General features: G+C 51.0%; 13 protein-coding genes. 2 read left to right on the plus strand and 11 right to left on the minus strand.

Features of this window, described 5'->3' with window-relative positions:
* Positions 1-490: 490 nt before the first annotated feature.
* Positions 491-988, minus strand: coding sequence for a lactoylglutathione lyase family protein (locus LQ901_RS09915; protein WP_010862250.1), 498 nt, complete (start codon positions 986-988; stop codon positions 491-493).
* A 98-nt stretch (positions 989-1,086) separates the two neighbouring features.
* Between LQ901_RS09915 and LQ901_RS09920 the strand changes: the two genes are divergently transcribed.
* The gene (locus LQ901_RS09920; RefSeq protein ID WP_064977372.1) at positions 1,087-1,980 is read left to right on the plus strand and encodes a LysR family transcriptional regulator; all 894 of its coding nucleotides are present in this window, start codon (positions 1,087-1,089) and stop codon (positions 1,978-1,980) included.
* Between the two features lie 572 nt (positions 1,981-2,552).
* Positions 2,553-3,518, plus strand: a complete 966-nt coding sequence (locus LQ901_RS09925) for an acyltransferase (RefSeq protein WP_010862252.1) — start codon at positions 2,553-2,555, stop codon at positions 3,516-3,518.
* Between the two features lie 168 nt (positions 3,519-3,686).
* On the opposite strand, the gene LQ901_RS09930 is transcribed toward LQ901_RS09925, so the two are convergent.
* The 10 genes from LQ901_RS09930 to LQ901_RS09975 form a co-directional block, all read right to left on the minus strand.
* Complete coding sequence (locus tag LQ901_RS09930; RefSeq protein WP_064977371.1) at positions 3,687-6,839, minus strand: efflux RND transporter permease subunit; 3,153 nt, start codon at positions 6,837-6,839, stop codon at positions 3,687-3,689.
* The gene (locus tag LQ901_RS09935) at positions 6,839-7,924 is read right to left on the minus strand and encodes an efflux RND transporter periplasmic adaptor subunit (RefSeq protein ID WP_167550121.1); all 1,086 of its coding nucleotides are present in this window, start codon (positions 7,922-7,924) and stop codon (positions 6,839-6,841) included. Before LQ901_RS09935 ends, LQ901_RS09930 begins: the two co-directional genes overlap by 1 nt.
* Before the next feature lie 174 nt (positions 7,925-8,098).
* Entirely contained in the window at positions 8,099-9,622 is a 1,524-nt protein-coding gene (locus tag LQ901_RS09940) for a carboxylesterase (RefSeq protein WP_052021516.1), read from the minus strand.
* 488 nt (positions 9,623-10,110) lie between these two features.
* Complete coding sequence (locus LQ901_RS09945; protein WP_082935471.1) at positions 10,111-12,249, minus strand: alkyl/aryl-sulfatase; 2,139 nt, start codon at positions 12,247-12,249, stop codon at positions 10,111-10,113.
* A 131-nt stretch (positions 12,250-12,380) separates the two neighbouring features.
* Positions 12,381-13,226 carry a hypothetical protein gene (locus LQ901_RS09950; protein WP_064977370.1) on the minus strand — a complete coding sequence of 282 codons (846 nt, stop codon included), beginning with the start codon at positions 13,224-13,226 and terminating at the stop codon, positions 12,381-12,383.
* 46 nt (positions 13,227-13,272) lie between these two features.
* Positions 13,273-13,485 carry a hypothetical protein gene (locus tag LQ901_RS09955; RefSeq protein ID WP_064977369.1) on the minus strand — a complete coding sequence of 71 codons (213 nt, stop codon included), beginning with the start codon at positions 13,483-13,485 and terminating at the stop codon, positions 13,273-13,275.
* Between the two features lie 27 nt (positions 13,486-13,512).
* Positions 13,513-15,153: an MFS transporter gene (locus LQ901_RS09960; protein WP_010862259.1), complete on the minus strand. Its 1,641-nt coding sequence runs from the start codon at positions 15,151-15,153 to the stop codon at positions 13,513-13,515.
* A gap of 80 nt (positions 15,154-15,233) precedes the next feature.
* On the minus strand, positions 15,234-16,253 hold the full coding sequence (gene glsA, locus LQ901_RS09965) for a glutaminase A (RefSeq protein ID WP_010862260.1): 1,020 nt from the start codon (positions 16,251-16,253) through the stop codon (positions 15,234-15,236).
* Between the two features lie 315 nt (positions 16,254-16,568).
* Positions 16,569-20,096 carry a hypothetical protein gene (locus LQ901_RS09970; RefSeq protein WP_233672231.1) on the minus strand — a complete coding sequence of 1,176 codons (3,528 nt, stop codon included), beginning with the start codon at positions 20,094-20,096 and terminating at the stop codon, positions 16,569-16,571.
* Between the two features lie 183 nt (positions 20,097-20,279).
* On the minus strand, positions 20,280-23,333 hold the full coding sequence (locus LQ901_RS09975) for a M66 family metalloprotease (protein ID WP_152136070.1): 3,054 nt from the start codon (positions 23,331-23,333) through the stop codon (positions 20,280-20,282).
* Positions 23,334-23,426: the final 93 nt, after the last annotated feature.

Raw genomic sequence — 23,426 nt, forward strand, 5'->3', positions numbered from 1 at the left:
GGTAATGTGAGCCTTACGATTTCAGTTATCGCTTCATGATGTCTCGATTAAATTCAGCGGCACGATTGAATCACGCCATAACGCGATAGCTATAATGAAACATAAAGTCCCATTAACTTATTTCGCATTTATCACACCAATGTCGAATTCAATACCATCAGGCATAGTACGCATGCACTGTAATCGCTTACAGTTTTTTTTCACCTGTTTGTGATATTGCGCTGACGATTATTTCCAAAAATATATCTTACTAACTGAGATGAAATATTTGCTCACATTGACGGTGCGATAAGTGTCATACCCCTTTATATGCTCAATTGCTGCTGAAATTCACTGACTCAAGCTTGCAGAACAAAATGATACATTGATCACTTTTATTTATGTAACTCTGACAAATAAGCCATTTCCTGAGATCATCAAAATTTCTGTAATACAAACCTGCACGTGGCTTTTCGTTGCGCCACATGCAGGAAAATCACACCAACAACGCTTATTCCTGATAAGCACCGGCAGAATACGTCAGCTCATAGCTGTGGCTATAGATCTCGATGATGTTGCCAAACGGGTCTTCCATATAGACCATACGGTATGGTTTTTCACCCGGATAGTATTCACGCACTGGCATGCGCTGCTTACCGCCTGCCGCCACAATGCGTGCCGCCAAACCTTCGACATCCGGATCTTGCACGCTGAAGTGAAACACGCCCGTTTTCCAGAATTCAAAATTGTTCTCACGCTGCTCACTGTTCGGGAACTCGAACAGCTCAATCCCGATTTTATCGCCGGTAGATAAGTGCGCGATCCGAAACGAACCCCAACCTGGGCCAAACACATCGTTGCACATCACTCCAATCGCCGAATCGTCTTCAGTGATGGTGGTGGCCGGCATAATCAGATACCAGCCCATAACTTGGGTGTAAAACTCTACCGCACGATCTAAATCAGTAACGGTAATGCCGATATGCGAAAAGTTACGTGGATAAGTCATAAATCACCTGATGTTGTGTCAGAAAACAGGTGACATGATAGGAACACTGAGCATAATTAAAAATAAGGTCAAAATAATGGATGCCATAAATATTTATTATGCTAAATCCACTCTGGTTAAAGACGCTGATCGCGATACAAGAAACCGGCAGCTTCACGCGCGCTGCGGAGCGACTCGATCTTACGCAAGCGGCCGTCAGCCAACATATCCAACGTCTGGAAGCAGAATGTGGGCCGCTGTTGCTGCGTAAACCGCGTCAACTCGAGCTCACGCCGCGCGGCTTACGCGTGTTGGCTTACGCCCGTGAACAACAACGAGCCAGTGAACGCCTGTATGCCGAGCTATCAGAAGATAACCCGCATGCGGGCAACATCCGCCTCTCAACTCCCGGCAGTATTGGCCTGCTGATCTACCCTTGGCTGCTAGAGCTGCAACAAACCTACCCGACGCTCAGTATCCAGCACCGCTTTGCCCCCACCACCGATATCATCTCTGCCGTGCTTGAAGGTCGCAGTGATCTGGGCGTGGTCGATCAAGCGCCTGAACACCCCAGTCTGCATGCCGAACCCTTGGCGCGCGAACCACTGTGTCTGGTAGTCCCCGCTGCTCTAGCTGAAGTTAGCTGGCCAGCATTGCAGACATTAGGCTTTATTGATCACCCCGATGGTCGCGCGATGGCATTGCGTTTACTTAGCCGTCAGTTTCCTGGCCAACGTTTAGATGACATTCCTGTGCACGGTTTTACTAACCAAATCAGCCTGATCCTTGAGCCGGTAGCGCGCGGTCTGGGCTTTACCGTACTTCCGCGCTTTGCGGTGACCGCATTCGCCAAATCTGAATTAATCCGCGTACATCACAGTGAATCGCCGGTTATCGATACCCTCTGGGCCATTCACCGCGCCGAATGGCCGCTTCCGGCACGCTATCAGCAATTATTAAGCGACATTAAACTGCGCATTACAGAGCAAAGTCAGGCAAAAGGTGCACAATAAAAACGTCGCGCCGTGTTATTTTCCGTATATTTAAATATATGCAATATAAAAAACTAATAGGTAGTAAGTTAATAGATAAACCCAATCCCAAAGAGGGATAAAACAACAGAAAGCCAAAGAAGATAAAAGGATAAAACCACGCCAACAGTCTACCCAGCCCACAGGGCCAAACAGCAAGGAAAGCGTAATAACTGATTAAAAAACAAAGCATAAATAACACTGCAAGATAGGTATCAATATCACTGCCGTTATAGTTTTCCTACAGCAAGAAATGCTATGATTAACAGATGTAGCCATTAATTGAGAATCGCAGTACCGCGCGAGTCATCTCAACAAAAGCATTGTCTAAAAGAAGTGTGACCGCGTTTTATTTCAACATCGCAGCAATATCCAGAATAAAGGTAAGGGCTATAGCGAGCTGTTTGTACAGAATAAATTAACGTTCTGTCATAAAAATAAATATGACACGCATTATAATAAATGGACATCGACAGCGGATAGCCAAGCTCTCTCTACGCGGTACAACCCGGTACATTCCACGCACACTTTGACATTACGGTTAGCCATATAAGATGAACGAAATTGCCATCAGTATCGTGAAAACCATAGGTTGTCTGGCAACCGTAACCTTTTTTTCTATTTACAGTACGTCGGATAACTATAACTACAATTACCACTGGCTGCTGGAACTGCTGACCTTTATCTCCACAATCGCCACGCCGCTGTTCTTTGTGGTGGCCGGTTACACCGATGCCAGCACCCGCAGTGAACCGGGCTGGCGCAACATAAAAACGCGTCGCTTAATGCTGGTGTTTATCTTCTGGCTCACCGCCCATTATCTGTTTACCCCTTATCAAAAGGGTTACCTGATCCATACGTGGTTTGCCATCTCGTTTGCCGCGATATACCTGTTAAATCCAATGATTATTTGGCTATCGGCCAATCGACGTTATTTTATTGCGCTGGTGGCAGTACTGTTTGTCTTTTCCTTTTTGTACGATTTCATTTTCTCGGTCGGACACTTTGGCCTCAATCTGCGCATTGAGCCGCAATATCGCATATGGAACTGGCTGTTATTTTATTTGACCGGGCAGCTACTCAGTGATCCCGAGATCTATAATGTCGTCACCCGAAAACGTAACATCAATATTATTATTGTCGCATTACCCATTATCTATGCGCTGAGCTGGTTATTTGAGCGGACGTATCTCTATCCACTGTTTGAGCGCGATAATAACTCCTTTTTCTTGATAGGTTCACCTATCTATACCTTGGTGATCGGGGTGATCATTGCGTCCAATAAACTCAGTAAATACATTCACAGTGATGTGATTAAAATTTTGCTGACCAAAACCAGTAAATCGATGACCGGCGTGTATATCCTGCACTATTCGATTTTCGCCCTGTTCTCATCGCAAATTGTTATCGACTCGATTGCGATCAAAATCGCGGTGTTACTGACTACCTTTGTGTCTTCGGTATTGCTCTCAATGCTACTGCTGTCGAACAAAGCCACTCGCGCCATCATTACCTTGTAAAAGGCGCGGTTAACACTAAAGCACGATAACGAGATAAAAAATTACATCGCTAAATCACATCACTCGCTAGCTCGCTGGTTATCTCACCGCAAAAAACAAGGCCGACGTGTTTGCACAGCGCCGGCCTTATTCATTCAGAGATCAGTGTCGCGTTATAACTCGGCGAACTCAGTGCCCCGTCACCGGATCGGGCTTGTTAAAGCAGCTGTAAATCACCGGCAAAATCAGCAACGTCAGTACCGTGGCAAAGCCAAGACCGAACATGATCACCACCGCCATACTCTGGAAAAACGCATCACTTAACAGCGGGATTAACCCCAGTACCGTGGTAAATGCGGTCAGCAAGATAGGCCGCATCCGCGATGCGGCGGCATAAATCACTGCCTCTTTAAACGGTTTCTCTTTGCGCTGTAAGCCAATCTCCTCCACCAGCACAATCCCGTTACGGATCAACATCCCGCTCAAACTGAGCAACCCAATCAACGCCATAAAGCCAAACGGGATCCCGGTGAGCAGAAAACCAAACGTCACCCCAATCATCGCCAGCGGTACGGTCAACCAAATGGCGACCGCATTTTTTAACGAGCTGAACATCAACACCGTGATGATAAACATGATGACAAAGGCCACCGGCAAGCTCAGCAACAGCCCTGACTGCGCATTCTTGGTACTCTCATAGTCCCCGCCCCACTCCAGCGAATAGCCTTGTGGCAGCACCAACGAATCCATCTTCGGTTTGATCTGCTGCAGCAACTCTGCCGAGGTTTCGCCGCTGACAGAGCTTGGGTCAGCCATCACGGTCAGGGTTCTTTTCCGATCGCGGCGCATAATCAGCGGGTCTTCCCACTCTGAGGTGAATTCACTGACCACGTTATCAATCGGGATAAAGGTGCGCTGGGCATTACTCCACACCATCACATCATTCAGGTGCTCGACATTTAAGTGCTCTTCGACTGGCGTTTGCAGCATGATCGGCATCAAACGGCTGCCGTCACGGTAAATACCGACCGGCGCGCCCTCAAAGTTCAGGCGTAATGCCAAATCCACTTCGCGCTTATCCACCCCCAACTCAGAGCCCAGATACTGAGAGTATTGTGGACGGATCACCTGTACCCGCTCGCGCCAATCATGCATCACCCCATCGGCGCTCGGCACAGTATTGAAAATCTGGATGGTTTGATCAGCCAAATTACGCAGCACTTCTGGATCGGCTCCAATGAAGCGAGCCTCAATCGAGCTGCTGTTTGATGGGCCAAACATGATGCGTTTTGACTGCACCCGCACATCCGGATACTGAGCGCGAATATACGACTCAATCTCTTTCACCATGCCAGGGATGACTTGCAGATCGTCGGTTTTCACCAAAATTTGCGCATAGTTAGAATACAAACGCTGGGCGTTGTAAGTCAGGATAAAGCGTAGCGCACCTTGACCGGTTGTCACCACCGTGCCTTTAACCGGCTCTTTTTCGCGAATATGCTGCTCAATTTCTGCTGCTACGCGCTCGGTGTGCTTGATATCGGTGTTAAACGGCAGCCACAAATCGACGAAGAAAATTGGCGTATTTGACGGAGGGAAAAAGCTCTGCCGCACCGAGCCAAATCCCCAGATAGACAGTGCTAGTAAGGCACCGAGGATTAACAGCGTCGGCGTTTTAAAGCGCAGCAATTTATCCAGCGTGCCCATATAAATACGGAACACTGCCCCCGAGTAAATAGCCTCGTCTTTCTGCTCGCTGTCCTCTGTCAAGGTTTCTGTAGCCGCGACGTCAGCGGGCTTAACGGTCGCATCCGCGGCCTTCTCGTCTACCGTACTGACCTCTGTAAGGGTTCCCTCACCGTGATCTTTGAAAATCCACTTCATCAGTACCGGCGTGATCGTGAGTGCAATAAACCAACTCAGCATCAAAGAGATCAGCAGAACCTGAAAGAGCGACTTACAATATTCACCGGTGGAATCATTCGACAGACCAATCGGCGCAAACGCCAGAATGGCGATAATGGTCGCCCCCAGTAGCGGCAGCATGGTTTTGCCCACCGCATACCGGATTGCCGCCAGCAACGATTTACCCTGCTTACCGGCAATCAATACCCCTTCCACAATCACTATCGAGTTATCAACCAGCATACTGAGCGAGATCACCAGCGCCCCGAGCGAGATCCGCTGCAGCTCAATATCCAGCATTTTCATGATAAACAAGGTCCCCAGCACGTTCAGTGCCAGCGACAACGCAATCACAATCCCGCTTTTCGCTCCCATAAAGAGCAGCAAGATCCCGATAACAATCAATAGCGAAATCAGAAAGTTGGCGATAAAGCCATTTACTGCCGTTTCTACTTCAGAGGCCTGATCGTAGAACAGGCTCATCTCCATCCCGGCAGGACGTTCGCTTTCCAGCTCGTTGAGTTTTTCCTTAACCAGATTACCGACATTAATCACGCTGACATTGGGCGCAAAAGACACCCCGAGCACCACCGCCGACATACCGTTAGCGCGGTAAATATTGTTAGGCGCGTGCGTTACCCCTTGCGTGATGGTGGCAATATCGCGCAAATACACACTTTTTGGTGCACCCGGCTCGCTGATCACCACCGTGCTCAACTCCTGCACACTGCTAAATTCACCGGTCGGATTGAGGCGGATCTTCTTGTTGCCCACCAGCACATTACCGGCATTAGACACCACGTTTTGCTGGCTCAAAATGGCATGCAAACGCTGCGGCGTGATATTGAACGACGCCATTTTGGCGCGCGAGACTTCAATTTGGATCTCTTCCGGAATAATCCCAGAGATCACCACCTTGCCCACCCCTGGGATCACCACCAGCTCGCGGCGCAAGGTTTCGGCAAAGTCACGTAAGCTTTGGTTACTGTAGCCTTTGCCATACAGGGAAAGAAAAATCCCGTACACGTCACCGAAGTCGTCATTCACAAACGGCGGACTGACTCCGGGCGGAAACGCCAGCGCGGCGTCAGCCACCCGCCGACGCAAGGTATCCCAGATTTGCGGCAGCTCATTCGGGCCATAGCGATCCAAGATGGAGACCGTGATTTGCGATAAGCCCACCCCAGAAATCGAAGTGATGTTATCCACATACGGCAATTGCTGGATAAAGCGCTCCAGCGGTAACGTCACCTCTTCTTCAACTTGTTTGGCCGACGCACCGTCATAACGGGTGACGATAACCGCCGTTTTGATGGTAAACGCGGGGTCTTCCAACTTTCCGATGTTAAGAAACGAGATAACGCCGCCCACGCCCAACAAGATAATCAGCAGCCAAGCGCGGGTATTGTCTTTTATGAAAAAATCTAGCAGTTTCATCATAAACCTCGCTCGCGGACCCAGATCCTCACTTGCTGATTTTCTTTAAGTTCATTGGCCCCTGTCGCTACGATGCGCTCACCATCGGATAAGCCGGAGAGCACCTGCACGCCCTCGGAGGTATACCCGCCCAGCGTCACGTTACGGGCTTCGACAAAATATTTACCTTCTTTTTCCTGCACCACCCACACGCAGGTTTTGCCGCAGATATTGCCATCTGGGCTAAAGACCGCATCCACCGGCACCACCACGCTCACGCGATTGGCCGCCGACGGGATGTTATCGAGATTGATACGCACCACGCCGCTCATCCCTGATAATAAAGGGAAATCTTTCGGCCGTGGCATGGTGAGCGTGACCTGATAAGTCAACGAGTTAGCCGATGCGTTAGCGCGGTGCTCTTTATATTGAGCAATAAACTCTTTACCGGGCAGGTTATTGATGGTCACTGTCGGCTGATAAGCTTTGTTCTGTTCATTGATTAGCTTGAATAAGCTTTCCGGCACATTGAACACCACATCCAATGTATCAAGGGAGTTTAAGGTCACAATGGTCTGCCCAGGGGAGATCACCTGATAATTGCTGACACTGACATTCGAAATAATTCCCGCAAATGGCGCGCGTAACTGCATATCTTGCAGCTCTTGTTTGACCAGATTCAGTGCCGCCAAGGCAGAATCTCGAGCGGCGCGCTGCACATCAAAATCCGCCTTGGACACCACATCTCGGGCTCTGAGCTGCGAGAAGCGGTTAAATTGTTTTTGCGCCAAATTATAGGAAGCTTGGCGATCCGACAGACGATGCAGCACATCATAGTTGTTGAGGCTAGCAATCAGTTGCCCCGGCGTGACTCGCTCGCCTTCCAACACTTCGACCCGATTGAGCGTGCCCGGCACTTTGAATGACAAGTCAGTCTTATCGCCAGCGACCACGCGCGCAGGGAAGGTACGAACGCCTTTTTTCAACGAATTACTCACGTCGTAGACATTCACCGGCCGTAATGTATCTTGCTCAGTCTGAGCACCTCTATCACAGCCGGAGAGGGCCATCACCAGACATACCATCATAATGCGCTTCATATTCACGGCAGCATCTCTTCACTTAACATTGAATGCGGTCACTCACAGAACAGCGGGGCGCAAACAGTTTGCTGAATCCTGAGCGATTGAATTTACGTTTTCGTGGCGTACCGGCTATCCGCTACGCCGCCATTTATGCTCGACCTTGTGCCATCCGAACGGTGTTAGTACGGATTAAGCTTAGTGCTGATTAAGACAGGCCAAGAGATCACTGCTGTCACTGCACGCAATCCGGCCTTCGACCACATCCATCATGTAGGTAAAGAAAGGATTGGATGTGGCACGCATCAGTGCATCCATCCCCACAATCAGTACCGATGATTCGCCGCGCATCGAAATTGTCCCTAGATTGATGCCATAGCGAGTTTTATCTACCGGCGCACTGCCATAGAGCGAGTCCGTCACAGAAAACGGCAGCGCAACGTGGGACAGCGAAAACATGTCATTCGGATAGCGGAGCCCAATCGGCGTCGTCAGGGTGCGCGTCTCGCCTGCGCGGGTCACTGTCGCCACCGCTTCCGGTGAGTTCGGCGTTAAGTTGGTAATCACGATGGTGTTGTAATTGCGCGCCCCGCGTGGCAACAAGGAGTTGACCGCGGTGTAAGCGGAGCGGCGGAATAACGGAGGGAAGCTGACCGCATGGTTAATATCAAACAGCACCAGTTCGCTGCCGTTATCGCCTAAATAGCGGTATAACGAGTTCACTACCGCACGGGTGCTGACCGTTGAGTCCATCACCGATTGGAACGTTAAAATCGGCGGTACTTTATGCAAGTCTTCCGGTGTCAGCTCACGAATACTTTGCTGTAACTCCTGCGTCAGCAAAAATGACTCTCTGGCCGCTTTTACCGGAAACGAGTTATATTTGAACGGATTAAATTCCGGAATAATGCTCAGCCATGCGGATTTAGCAAACGCAGGGAAGATAGAAGGCAATCCCGCCAAGCCAGCAAAGCGAGCAAAACTGGTAATGCCGATCATCGGCGATAACAGAATGACTTGTTGTGGCGTGCGCAGCGTTTTGTCATTGAGGCTAGAGAGGGTGTATTTCATCGCCAGCGCGCCGCCATTGGAAAAGCCCACAATGTGCAACGGCACCTGTTCACCGGCGAGCGCGGTGGCTTCGCGCACCGCCATACGGGTTACCGCCAACCACTCATTGCGCCCAACGCTAGTCAGCCCGGCCGGAACGGTACCGTGCCCCGGTAACCGCGGCGCCACCACCACAAACCCTTTCGACTGATACAGAGCAGCCATCTCGGTCAAACTATACGGCGTATCTGTCAGCCCATGCAGCAACACCACCGCGCCCTGCGGCTTGCCTTCTGGCATCAATAAATACGAACGGTTCCAGTCTTGATGGAATTTTGGCGGGTAAACCAAACTATTTTCGTAATAACGATTCAGTTCAGTTTTTTCACTTTCGGGAATTTTATCCGTGACATTTTCTTTTAAATTTTTATAAATATCATCTTCGCGCGCCAGATAATCACTAAAGCTCGCATTATCAACTTGCGCCACCGACATTTCATCGGGCGTCCACGTGTGCCACGCCTGCAGTTTAGGGCCGCGTTCAGTGTCATAAATTCGAATAGCAATCAGCGCCACTAAAAATACCAGTAGCAAGACGAAGATTTTCTTCACTGTCTTGACTGAAAATAACGCTAACCCGAAAATTTTTTTAAAAAAATTATTATTTAACATCATGAATACCCACCCAAAAGCAAGTATGCGCTGTTAATAATGGCTTTTAGTTCATACAGATAACGAGCCCGTACTTAGAATGAGTATAAACAGGGTTGGTTAAAATGCCACTGAGTGACAAGTTTTGTTATTGGTGCCTGTTTAACTACACCCTGTTATATCTTTATATCATTCGTTATCATTTACTTAGCCAACAGCACCTGCCAGAAAATTGTCGATTACCGTCTGCGGTCGCTCTTATGGTTTCGTCTATATGGTTTATCTATATTATTTTTCTATATCGCTTCGTCGGTTTTATGACGGCACATCGCGGTACGTTTATTCTTTTTTTCATGTCGTACTCTCCCTCTACGTTAACTATTTCTTTATTCACGTACTTCCTAAAATCGCTCACCGATAAACGTACCGACATGTCTTATTTATTGCGTTATGGGCGCGAACGCAATAAATCACGCCCATAACGGTTTATTTCGTTTGATTACGTGGAATTAATCCTCTTCTGAAGGATAAATCACATATTCAAACGGGTTATTGCTGTTATCCGCTGGCGTGGTAGTGCTGGTGCTAGTAACGGAAGCCGGAGTTGGCTGCGCATTGGTGGTTCCAGGGATAATTTCAAAGTCCGGCGTGAAGCGGACTAAGGTACTTTTCAGCTTGTTATAGGCTGAGCGATCCCCTTCCATCTTCACCTTGCCCGCTGACTCCAGTGCTTCAAAGGTCGTCGCCCCCATCATGACGTTGTTCAAATCAGCACGATTCAAGGTGATGGTTAAGGTCGGGTTCTTCGCCTGATAGTTGGCAATGTTGGTCAGGGTCGCGTTACTCATCTCAATTAAGTAACGTTCGTTGTTATCTGGCGTCACCAAGTTGATGGTAAATGCCATGCCATCGGCTTTTTTGCTATCCATGCTGATGCCGAGGAAATCCAGCCATAACGAGGTCGGCATGGCGCTAATCACATCGGGGCCGGTGGTTCTTGGCGGTAACGATTGCGGAATACCGGTGCGTAACTCGTAAGCACCTTGCAAGAAGCTATTACGCAAACTGGTACTTTCTTTCTGATAACCGAGCTGTTCATACGCATCAGCCAGTAAATTACGGGCATCTTGGTTTTTCGGTTCGGCGTACACCAGTTTGTTCAGGATCTCGGTGGCCTCCAAGTATTTGCCTTGCTCGTTCAGCTCTTTGCCTTTGGCCAAAATCTTGGCCGCACCGCCCATCATCTCGACATACAAAGGCGCAGATTCACGTGGCGACAGCGGGATCAGGGTGGCTGGGTTACCATCCCAATAACCGATAAAACGGTTGATGATCGCCCGTGAGTTATGCGGCTCAGAGCCGTGGTAACTGCGTGCCGCCCACTGACGCTGCAAGCTTGGTGGCGCTTGGTAGACATTGTGAATTTCGTTGATGGTGACGCCCTGATTGGCGTAATGCAGCACCTGATTATTCATATTGGCATACAGATCGCGCTGTGCACGCAGCACTTCTTTGATGCGATCATTACCCCAACGAGGCCAGCTGTGTGAGGCAAACATCACCTGCACATCATCGCCAAATTTGTACAAAGCAGTATTGATCTGTTTTGACCAGTTCAACGCATTTCGTACCGGTGCGCCGCGCAAGGTGTAGATGTTATGGATGGTTCCCGTAACGTTTTCTGCCGCCCAAAACGCGTTGAATTGCGGGAAGTAGGTGTTCATTTCCACCGGCGCTTCGGTATCTGGGGTGTTCTGGAACACCATTTTCACGCCATCAATGGTGATCTCTTCGAAATCATCTTTAATTAAGCGATTTGGCACCAGCAGGCCGGTATTACCCACCGCCACATTCTTACCAATGGCCTGATCCACATGCCCAAATGGGCTGCGATCTAACAACACCGCATATTGATACTGAAAGCGGCGTGCCATGGCATTACCCGCAAACACGTTTTCAGAAATGGCAGCTTCAACAAAACCGTCTGGAGCAATCAACGGCACTTTCCCGCTGGTCACATCGGCTTCATCCACTACGCCACGCACTCCACCAAAGTGGTCACCGTGCGAATGCGAAATCACCACGCCAACTACCGGCCGTTTGCCCAGTTTTTCATTCACGAACGCCAGCCCTGCCGCCGCAGTTTCGCGAGTTGTCAGTGGGTCAAAGATGATCCAGCCGGTATCCCCTTTGATGAAGGTCATGTTGGCCAAATCAAAACCACGTACCTGATAAATACGATCCGGCACCACTTCATACAGGCCATAAGCCATATTTAAAATGGCTTGTCGCTGTAATGAGGGGTGAATACTGGTGAAGTCTTTGCCCTGCAGCAGGAATTCATAGCTTTCCATATCCCAAGCAACGTTGCCGGCATCGGCCATGATCTTTTTAAATGGCGGTTTGGCAATAAAGCCTTTTTGAGATTCTTCAAAATCACGCGCATCTTCAAACGGTAAGCTGTTTTTATTCTGATCGTGCAGGGCAATCGTATATTTTGATGGTGGTTTGCCCTGTGGGTGGAAGTGTGCTGGCCCACTATCTGTCGCTGTAGCGGCAGGCGTTTCACTGCCGGCGGCATAAGCCGAGGTGGTGGCATGAACGGTCATCATCATCGCGGTAATCTGAGCAAGCTTACTTAATCTCATGGCTCTGTCCTTTTCGTTTACAGATACAGATAGCAAAGCATCGGGTCAGTACAGCTACTACTTGGGGTCCGGCATCCTCTTTTTTGGTAATGCGCATAAGCAATTAATTTAACTGCATGTAATTTCATTAACTACCAAGCAAAACCTAGGCCAACATATACACCCGAGGTCGCAACATCATAAACAAAACCGTCACGGTCATAATCAATCGAGAAGTAGCGGTAACCAAATCGACCTTGCAGTGTCGGGTTAAAGGCGTAGTTGACGCTGCCAATCATCTGCCACGTTAAATCAGAACCAGAGCCTGAGCCGCCAACATCGGCATAGCCCGTTACACTCCACTGGTTATAGTTCACGAAATCATGCAGTACGCGGATCCCCACATAAGGGTCTACCCAGCGTTTACGCTCTGAGGTTGTCGGTGTGACGCTCACATCGGGCAATAAAGGTGATGTCAGGGTGGCATTCGCGTCCCAGTTGATAATGTTGTAGCGCAGACCGGCAACCGCATCGACTTTGGTTTGCTCATCGAGCACGCGGTAATACCCTGCGACAGCATATTGTTGCTGCGTCACTTTGCCGTCAGCATCGATGTCGACCAAGCCGCGTGGGCCAGATAAGGTGGCCTGATCCGAGATCCGCAGATAGATGGCGTCCACCATCACACCCCAGCGGTCATAGCGCGCTTCAAAGGCAGCCATCCCCGCCATGTCCATGCGATCCCAGATATCAGAAAAACTTTGCTCAAATTGCTGGCCGTTACCGGGGCCTTCCGCTATCCCCACCTTGCCATCTTGGCCGACGGCCCAGATATAGGGCGTCAACTCATAATGCCACTGCGGAGTGCTCGCTTCGCTGCCAGCGGCCAACACCGTCGACGCAAAGAAAGAAGAGCTCAATACCATAACACCACAGCAAAATGCCTTTTTGCCGGTGCTTGTTGCCACGCCGATTGCCGTTTTAGTTGTACTGGCCATTGTGACTTTCCTTTTTCTGAATTGCCCTGCTTCCTACCTTGGTTTCCTACTCTGGATAGCTGGCCACATGTTCCGTTATGTAGAGCTCATGCTCAGCCTTACCGTGACGACCATGTTCACCAAGCTCACTGCCTGCAGGGACGTTATTTTGTGTTCCGGTATAGAGGTATTTTTTATTCAGTAACGCGGTCTTTATTACATGCTTATTGCTTAGAAAATCTGCCAGTGCGATTGAGTCAACCGCACTGGCATGTGTCATGCTTGCTGTTTCGTTTGTGGCTTAACCTTATTTAGCTTTGGGTTTATCCAGATTGTCGGAGGTCAATTCACCCGGCAGATAATCCGGTAAACGGCTGGCAGGGAAAATCGCCAACAGTGACAACATAGACATAATCAGCAGCCCGAACTTCAAGGCGCGTAAGCGCGCCTCTTCATTGACGCGCACTGCTTCTGCCACTTGCTCCGGTGTGGCCGAGGTTTGTGCCAGTACGCTTTCCAGACGGTCATTGCTGACGAAGTTGATGCTGTCCATATTCACTTGCGATTGCAGCTCTGGAGTCAGGATCGGCGTTTCCGCCACTCCGCGCATGACGTTAGCGCTGAGTAATCCCACCAGTAAGGCCCCCGCCACCGCAGTACCGATCGCGCCCGCTAAGTTGTTGGTGGTACCACGCAATGAGCCAACATCCCCCGCCAGCTCTTTGGGTGACGAACTTACCAGCACGTTGAACACCAGGGTCACCAACGAACCCTGACCAATACCGAACACCACCAACCCGAACAGTACCGCGAATTCACTCCAGTTGTTGCGCACCACGAACGACAGCCACAGCAGGGCGATCGTACAGGTAATAAAGCCGTAACGACCGATCTGCCGTGGCGTCCACTTACCGTAAAAGCGCACAATCAACATGGCGGAGAAGAACACCGACAGGTTAAACGGCATCATGGCAATGGCGGTCGCCATTGGGGTACTGCCCTGCACAATCTGGATATACAGTGGCACCGAGAAGTTCAGCATTGCCTCCAGCGCCACCACCGCAAACATGGCAATTACTGCCGCCCGTTCACTCGGCGAGTTAATCACTTCCAGCGCCAGCAGCGGCGTCTTGCCTTGCTCTTGACGACGACGCGTCCACACCACAAAGGCTTGCGCCAACACGATACCGACCACAATCATGAACGGCGCCGGAGACAGTCCGAATAAGGTAAACGGTGCGCTGTCAGTGGCTAAGCCAAAGCCCCAGCGATTGAGATTATTAAAACCGAACGACATCAAAATGATCGCCGCCGCCGCCAGCACCACACCAACCAGATCAATGCTGACATCTGGGCGCGCCTTATCGGCTTTCAGACGAAAACTCAGGATGAAAATGATCACCGACAGACCAATCAAGATCCCGAACGCCGGACGCCAACCGATGTAGGTGCCCAGCACACCACCGATAAGGAACGCACTCACCCCCGCACCGGCACGGGCCGAACCCAATGCACCCAGCGCCGTGGCTTGTTGTGAGCCGCGGTAGTTTTCAGCAATCAAGGCCACCAGCGCCGGTACCAGTGCCGCTGCGGTCAAGCCGCTTAACGCTTGGGCGCTGATCATGATGGTGGCATTCGGGCTGAAGGTCATCATGATCTGAGCAACACCGAAGACCAGTACGCTGACCCGGAACACATGCACCGGCCCAAAGCGCTGGTTAAGTTTGGCACCCAACATCACAAAACCCGCGACCGACAGCGAGTACATAACGATCGCCGTGGCAATGGTAGTCGGTGGAACGTTAAAGCTTCTGACCATCCCGCCCAGAGCAACGGGCAGAGAGGCAACGTTGAAGGACATGAGCACCTGAGCCATCGCAATGGCGATCATTGGTACCCAGGATTCTTTGACTTCTTGACCCGTGAGGTGAGCTGATTGATTACCCATAAGATCTCTAGCCTTTTAACAGGTGTTTTTGTTCTGCCAACATTCACGGCGGTCTGCCAGCAGACCGCCGCCTGCGTGACTTAACCTTTGTCGATGGTTTTATCGATATACGGTTCGGAAACAAACATATCCATGCCCAAGGTGCGCGATAAAAAGCGCGCGGCCAGCTGTCCTTTCACACTGTTACCCGCACTGTCTAGCAACGGCGCAAATGTCCCTAAGCCGCCTTTGCCCGGGGAGACGGTGACGATCCCGCCGCCAATCCCGCTTTTCCCCGGTAAACCAATGTCATACAGCCAATCACCGGAGGTTTCATACAAGCCCGCCGTCACCATGACCGCCAACGTGTAGTGGCAGACATCGTTGTCGACCACCCGCTCTTTGGTCAGCGGGTTGACGCCGCCGTCAGCCAAGGTCGCGCCCATCACCGCTAAGTCGCGCGCACTGACATTTAAAGCGCACTGACGGGTGTACAAATCGGTCGCGACCATCGGATCGCTGCCTAACCGCCCATAGCCTTGCAGCACGTTGGCGATCCCACGGTTACGAAAGTTGGTATCGCTGGCGCACTGATACACTTCTTCATTAAGTGTTAGTTTGCGACCGGCAAAACGGCAAAGTCCGTCGTAAATAAATTTCCATTGTTCATCACTCGTGGTACCGGGCACGAAGCTGGTGGTGGCGATAGCGCCTGGGTTTACCATGGGATTGGTGCGACCATCGGTAGTTTTTTCAATCGCCGCCACGGAGTTAAAGGCCATGCCGGTGCTATTCACTCCGAGCAGTTCACGTGCGACTTTCGGGCCAATGGCTTGGCAAACCAGCGCAAACACAAAGGGTTTCGAGACACTCATGATGGTAAATTCATGGTCAATATCGCCGGCGGCGTGCAGCGAACCGTCGGTTCCCACCATGCAAATCGCAAACAGATCCGGATCGACGCGTTCTAATGCCGGATAAACCGTCGAAACCTTCCCATTCGTATCGGTACCGAAACGCGCATGCGCTTCTTGCACTAAGGTGGTCACGGTATGTTGATCTGGCAGGTGGCCGGTTGAAACATAGCTGTTAAATCCGGTACTAGCTTTACTGGTTGGCATATCAGGTATCTCCGGTAGTCGCTGTTAATGACCATTCACTCAGCATGGCGGTAGAGATACAGTTAAGAATAGACAGGATTTTTAAAAACGCGGTGGCGTGTTGTGTTTATTGCGCAGGCAGAAGAACAAAAAAGAATCAACGTAGGGATGGTTATAAGCGTTTGATTAGGGATAGATTACGTGAGTGCCGCCTCCTGCAAACCTTACATCACGGCTTTCTCTCACGATCGCTGCACATGATTCCTCCCAACAAAAAGGGCTGCCATGCAGCCCGTTGACTTATTACTTCGATGCTATCCGCACTTTATCCTGCGGTTAAATTTTCACCCACGCATCGTTCCAGTGGCTACCGGTGCCAGGAGCATAATGGCTGGTAGAGCCACCACACCACCCACTAAATGGCCACGGTTTACACTCGTAATCCCCCCCAGCATGACTCACGCGATCACCGGCCTGATAGGCGGTATCTGGGGTATAGGCCGGGTAATTATCTTGGTTGCCCTCATTTCCTTCATTACCGCCATTGCCTTCATTGCCGCCGCCGGCAACGGTATCGACCAGCGTGACACTAAAACGCTGCTGAGAACCTTGCTTACCGCCTTCGGCCATCCCTTCCAGTAACAGGTCATAAGACCCAGCGCTGAGGTTGTCTAACGCCAACAACAAGGTGCCATTCCCCTCAATGCGGGCGCTGGCATTACCGCGCGGATTACCCGCTTGCGCTAAGGTCGCGGTGATATCCACGGGGTTAGCGGTGGTGAGCGCCAACGACATAGCGACCTGCCCATTCACCAACGGGTATTCAGCATTAAGGTTATTCAGCGTGAACTCGCTGCTCGCCCCTGCCGTAGGCGGTACAAAATCGCCACTAACGTAGTTAATTTGCGTCCAACGGCTGCTAAATAGCCACTTATTACCATTTACATGATAAACATTGGGTAATTGAGCACATTGATTTTTGGTATTAATAAAGCCAATACCGTAGAAACCCGACGAGCTCATGTAACACAGGGGTTGTCCATTTTGGTGTAATACCGGCTGATTAAGCTGTCCTTTTTGGTGCAGCGACAGCCAATCAAACTGGTTTGCGGGGGAAACTAATGGAACAAATTGGCCATTCGATTGGCGATAACGGATCAGTTCACCGGCGTCACAGCGATAGCCGCCGTCTACCGGCTCCACATAACCGTAATACTGCTCACCATCGGTGAAGGTAAAGCGGCACAAGTTGCGCTTTTCGTTCTCTTTCGGCAGCGTACTCATCAGCAACCGCTCTTGATTGTTCAGACCGCTCAGCTGCTCTGCACTAAACTCACTGCCGTTAGCCACCCAGCCCATGGGCATTTGCGAATACTGCATGAAATAACGATCAATGGTGTACATGTGGCTATCCGCCCGGTACTTACGCGCCCCTTGATTAACCGAGTTATAGCGATAGCTATCATTCTCTGGTTTATGGAAACCATTAAGATCGTCATCCATATACGGCAGATCGCCTTTGCGGATGTGGTAGTTAGCCAATTCGGTCATCAGCGGATGCCAACCGTAGCCCCCGTTGGCAAACGCGCTTTGGTGACCATAGTGACCGCCATCAAAACCGTGACCAAATTCATGCGCAATAACACCCCAACCACCGTAATAGTGGCTGACGAAGTTAAAGGTATCGACGCCAGTGATCCCCCCATTTCCCAGACCGCCGCCCATTGCAGTGATGCCAAAATTAAGGTGCGAGCGTTTCATCAAGCTCTGGTAGTAATGGGCATAATCCTCGGCAGTAAAGATCCCATTAGCGACGTAACTGTTGCCGCCGTTGCCAAACATGTCATAGCCCATGATGTTTTTGAAATTGAACCAGACATGCTTGAACTCTTCGGCCGATACCATGTACGCCAAGTTAGTGGCAATAATCAGCCACTCTTTGGCATACAGCGCATTCATGGCGCGCCACTTGGTGTCATTCGGATTCGTGCTGGCAAATCCGACATTCCACGTTGGTTTCAAGCGCGAGAGTTTTTGCGCAAACGGATCGCTGTCAGAGCTAAAACGGTGGGTAAATTGCGCCGGTAAGGCTACGCGGTTATCAAACAAGGCATTGAGATCAAACACCCCATCGCGGTTAGCGCTGTTAAAGCGGCCACTTTCGCCAAACGCACTTAACGGCAGGACAATCTGGGCATAAGCCGGCAAGCGATCAAACTGGCCGAGGATAAACCACTTGTTGACGCCACTGAGTTTGGACTCAATGTTGATATCACGCAGCTCTCGCGCCGCATAGTTGGTGATGCGCACGCGCTCATTATCGAGCAGTTCGGTTTTCACCAAGGAGTTGATGTTGACCGAGCGCAGTGACTTGTTGACCAACACTTCATACGGCTCATCTTTATCAAAGATGTACCCCACTGAGCTGGGCTGCAACTGATCAAATTTAAACTGCGGCACAGACAAGCTGCTGCCCGCCACAAACGCGATCTCTTTGGTCAGTAGCTCGTTGATCCCCAAGCCCTGGCTGTTGGCCGAAATCAACGTGTTCCCCGCAAGATGCAGATCATTGAGCGACGTTACCGGCGCATCATTAATACGCTTTACCGCAAAGGTTTCATTGGTAAAGCGGAAGCCGCCGTCAATAAAATCACGCATCGAATACCACGCGATCCGATCTTTAAAATTGACGACCAACTGCTCGCCATCGGTATCGATTTTTTGCAGTGAGCTATCGGAGATCACCTGCTCAGGCGCTAACGGCACACCATCACGCATGGCTTGCTCAAGCTTGCGCAGGTCATAAATGTAGTAGTTTTTACCGGTGGTATGGGCAATCAAATAGTCTTGCAGCAGATGCAGTTGCACCAGACGGTGGCTGTATTTGCCTTCAAACTCCAACAAGCCGGCAATCGGGGTTTTTAAGTTGTTTTCCGGCAGTATATCTTGCTGGCGATAAACCTTAATTTGGCTCAACGCATCGGCCACCAGCACATACTGGTCATTCGCCACCACCGCTTGAGTGCGATGCAAACTGTTGCTACCCGAATCGCGACCAGTACCGAGTGTGGTGACATGCTGGTGGTTATTATCCAGATCGAAGATGTCGACCCGATGCGAGTAACGCGATACCACGTACAGCAGGTTATTGCGGATATACAGCTCACTGACTTGGTTGTATTCGCTGCCTGTTCCGGTGATCTGGCCGATCACTTGGCGAGAGGCCAGATCGATAATCTGCACGCTGCCCGGATTGGTATTCTGGCTGACATATAACCGATCTTGATAGCGCTCCACGGCGGTGATCAAGCTGGCATCCAGCCCCAATTGTTCGGCTGGGATCTGCTCGCCGATATCCAGATTTTTCACCGTCGTATCAAACGAGTTGACGCGGCACGAGGCGGTTTCCAGTACCACATGGGTTTGCTCACCATTTTGGATGGTGCCGCGCGGGTAATACTCCATCAAACAGCCGTTGCCGTAATCATAATTTCCAAACAGCTTGTTAACGGCGACCACCCCACTGTCATACCAAGTGAGCTCCCAGTCTTGATTAAAGAAATTAAAGACATTACGGATGGCGGTTTCATCGGTAAAGGTCGGCTTTGGAAAATCAAACAGGATCCGGTTATCGGCAGTGAGACGATACTCGGTGCCGTTGACGTTCAGGTAACGTTGGCCGTCTTTAATGCTCACGTTATCGCCGTTTTCCGCTTCAGCGCGCAGCGCCGCCAAACGGTCGGTCATCAGTTGGTGATGTGTTTGATAGGTCTGGCGAAAATAATCTTGTTCGCTGGTGGTCGCCCACACTGAATGCGACAGACTTACCCCAATCATGGCGGCAAGGGTGGAGATCCTCATCATGTAACGCTCCTTTTGTCAGTGGCGTGAATAGGCAACCGTCGAAAAGTCAGTGCCTTAAAAGCTAAAACGGAAAGGGAATATCCATAGCGAAAATGAAGGGGCGGGCTGGCCGCCCCCTATTGGTTACTGAGCTAGGTTGCAGAGCTAGATTGCAGGTCTAAGTTGCAGATCTAGATTGCCGGATCACAGGCGCTGCCATGCATCAGACCACGCGCTACCGGTACCCGGCGCGTAATGGGCGGGAGACAGACCACACCAGCCGCTGTACGGCCACGGCTTACACTCGTAGTTCGCGCCGCTGTTGCTGACGCGATCGCCGGCTTGGTAGCTATTGCCGGCCACATAGGCCGGATAGTCGCCTTCGCTCCCTCCGCCTTGATTGTCTTCGCTCAGCGTCACGGTATGACGTTGCACCACTGGCTGCTGGCCTTCGGCCTTGCCTTCAATCACCAGTTCATAGCTACCGGCGCTGGCATTGCTGACCGCCAGCGTCAGTGCGCTGTTGCCGTTCACCTGAGCACTGACTTCCCCAAAGCGCTGACCGTTTTGCTGCAAGCTCGCGGCAATCTGCACCGGATTTTGGGTGGTCAGATTCAAACGGATGCTGACCTGACCGTTGACCAAGGTGTAGTGGGAATCAAGATTACTGAGGGTAAAATCGCTGCTGCCGGTCACCGGAGGTGGCGTGACCCCGCCGCTGCAATCACTGTCACCTTGCAGACGCCAGACACCCCATTCGCCGGTGGTACCTGGCTCTTCGCCTTGCGTCCACCACTCAGCGCGCCAGCTCTTACCGTTATGGCTGGCCAGATCGCCGCCCACGTAGGTTGCCTCTGCGCGCCAGGCATTGCTGCACTCACCACCACCGTCGGTTTCCGGCAACTTGCCATTGATGGTGTACACCAAATCGGTCGGCGCAGCAGACAGCGCAGTTTCGCTCAAGGTGCGGTTGTTACACACCACCCGCGCTTTGCTCGGTTGACTGTCGCTAGGCACGTTAATGTGGAATTTGTTCATCACAGCGCTCGATGCGCGGTGATTCAGCAGCTTAAAGCGCAGCACGCTGTCACGGGTTTCGACCTGTAACTGACAGTCATTACTGGACACTGTGGCGCTGTCATCGGGGTAGGTAAATCCATACGCTGCATGCAGTGCCGGATAGATGTAGCTTTGCAGACGCGCTTGCGGATCGTAGTAGCCGACCAAGGTGGTCACCGGAATTTCGAAACGCTGTGGTTGACGGGCAACGCGTGTATTCACCTCCGCCCGCTCTTGCCAGCGCTGGCCATCAGAGGTGAAAGTTTTCTTGTAGCCGTTGCTGACCAGAATTTCGCTGCCATTGATAAACAGATGACTGTTATAGCCTGCGCGGTGATCAATACTGATGCTGCGGCCCCGGTTTTCACTTGATGCCGCCGGCATATAAATGTTGCGCGCCCAGTGTCCGTTCCACATGCCAATTTTGACCAGCTCATACTCCGAAAGCAGCTGAGCCAGATTCTCGGCGCTCAGATTATCGACCGGGGCATTGACCGTTTCGAGTCCTTCTACGGTATGTTGGTATGGCTCCATGCGTGCGGTATCAGCATTCCATTTGCTAAATCCGGTCGGTGATTGGCTATCAAACACCGCTTTGCTGGCAAAGAAACGCTGGATCAGCGCCGCCGAGTTTGGGGTATATAAGGTAAAGCGGTTGGCTGCAGAGAATGGCTCGCCACCGGCCATCGCATCCTTACCAAACTGACGCCCGTCAAACGGCAACTGACACTGACCGTCGAGACAGGTTTCGGCCTGATTTTGACGCGGGAAAAAGTTTGGAATAAAGCGCAGCTTGTCGCTATCCCAACCCCAGGTCGAGTTGATTTGATCGGCGCTGCGATGCACCGAGCCACGAAAACCATCCACATAGTGGCCCAAGCCAAAGTTATGACCCACTTCGTGGCTAAATTCGTTACCCAGTGAATTATCCAGCGTGACAATACCGCCGCCGCCCGAACCACCGTGCACCTGTACGCCATTCGCATATTTGCCACGGCTGTTATGTGCCGCCAGCTGAGCGACCACAAACGGATGGCTACCCTCGCCTTCGCCCGCCGAGCTGTTAATACCGTAGTTAGCGTTATCAATACCGTGCGAGATCAGCTCTTTACCGATCCGCTGGCGCATAGTACCGCCATGCCAGCCGCCATCACTCGGGTCAAAGTCCGTCAGCAAAGTGCCGTTAGGCAACATCACTTCCGGTAAGTACAACGGTGCATACTGGTTAACCACCATGCGACGTGCTGGAAGGGTCTGGAAGTATTCGCGTTGCGCGTCAAAATCCTTGGCAAACGAAAAACGATCGCGCGGCTCTACCAACATCCCAATATCAATGGTGTGCAGCAGCAATTCGCCCGGCGCACCGACGGGAATATCCGTCAGCTCACCGGTTAAATTACCTTGGCGCACGGAAAGCGTAAGCCCTGGCACAATCCACTCGGCCGGTAACTCGCCACTCCACGTATCTGGGGCATAACTCAGGCGGTTGTTTTCCAACTCGCCTTCGCGAAACCACTGGCCGTTGGCATATTTAAACGCGATGGTTTGACCATTCGATACAGTGACTTTGCGCTCGCCATAATAAAGGTTTGAGTTATAACCGGCGCGTGAACGCATCCGCACCATCTTGCCTTCCAGCTCAGCGCCTTGTGGCAGATAGATATCGCGCACCCAACGGCCATCAGCAGTTTGGATCTCAACCAATGCACTCGTGGCCAGACGCTCTTTCAGAAAAGCGCCATTCTTGTCATCCAATTTGGCCAATTCAGCGCTGCTGTTAATGACCCGCGTTTCACCACTTTCTGGGGTAAAGTTAACGCCACCAGCAGGAACACCCGGTAGATGGTAGACCGTTTCTGGCAACGCCGATGGCGGCGCTAAGGTCACGGTGCCCAAAAGCGCGCCGCTGCTATCACGGGCATCAACAAACATCGGCGTGACCGCATCCGGTTGCAATGGCTGCACCAAAATCAGACTTTTGCGCAAACTGGTGAGGATGGGCTGGCGATCGCCTTCGAGAGCCTTAGACGGCAAGATTTGGCTTTGAGCAAACTGAACTTTGGCTTCCAGCTTTCCCACCAAATCATTTTTCGGTTGGATGCTGTTGAAATATAACGGAGAGGTGTCATTAGCGGATACAGGTAAAGCAGCGGTGACCAGTGAGGCTGCAATCAAGCATGAGAGATAGCTCATTTCCATATTACCTACCTTTTATTAAACAACTGTTTGTTAAATGAACAGCCATCAAACAACTGCGCCCTTATGCTTGTTAATTAATAAAAATCAACATGT

The organism is Plesiomonas sp. PI-19 (assembly GCF_021368255.1).
Classification (GTDB): domain Bacteria; phylum Pseudomonadota; class Gammaproteobacteria; order Enterobacterales; family CAMTGL01; genus Plesiomonas; species Plesiomonas shigelloides.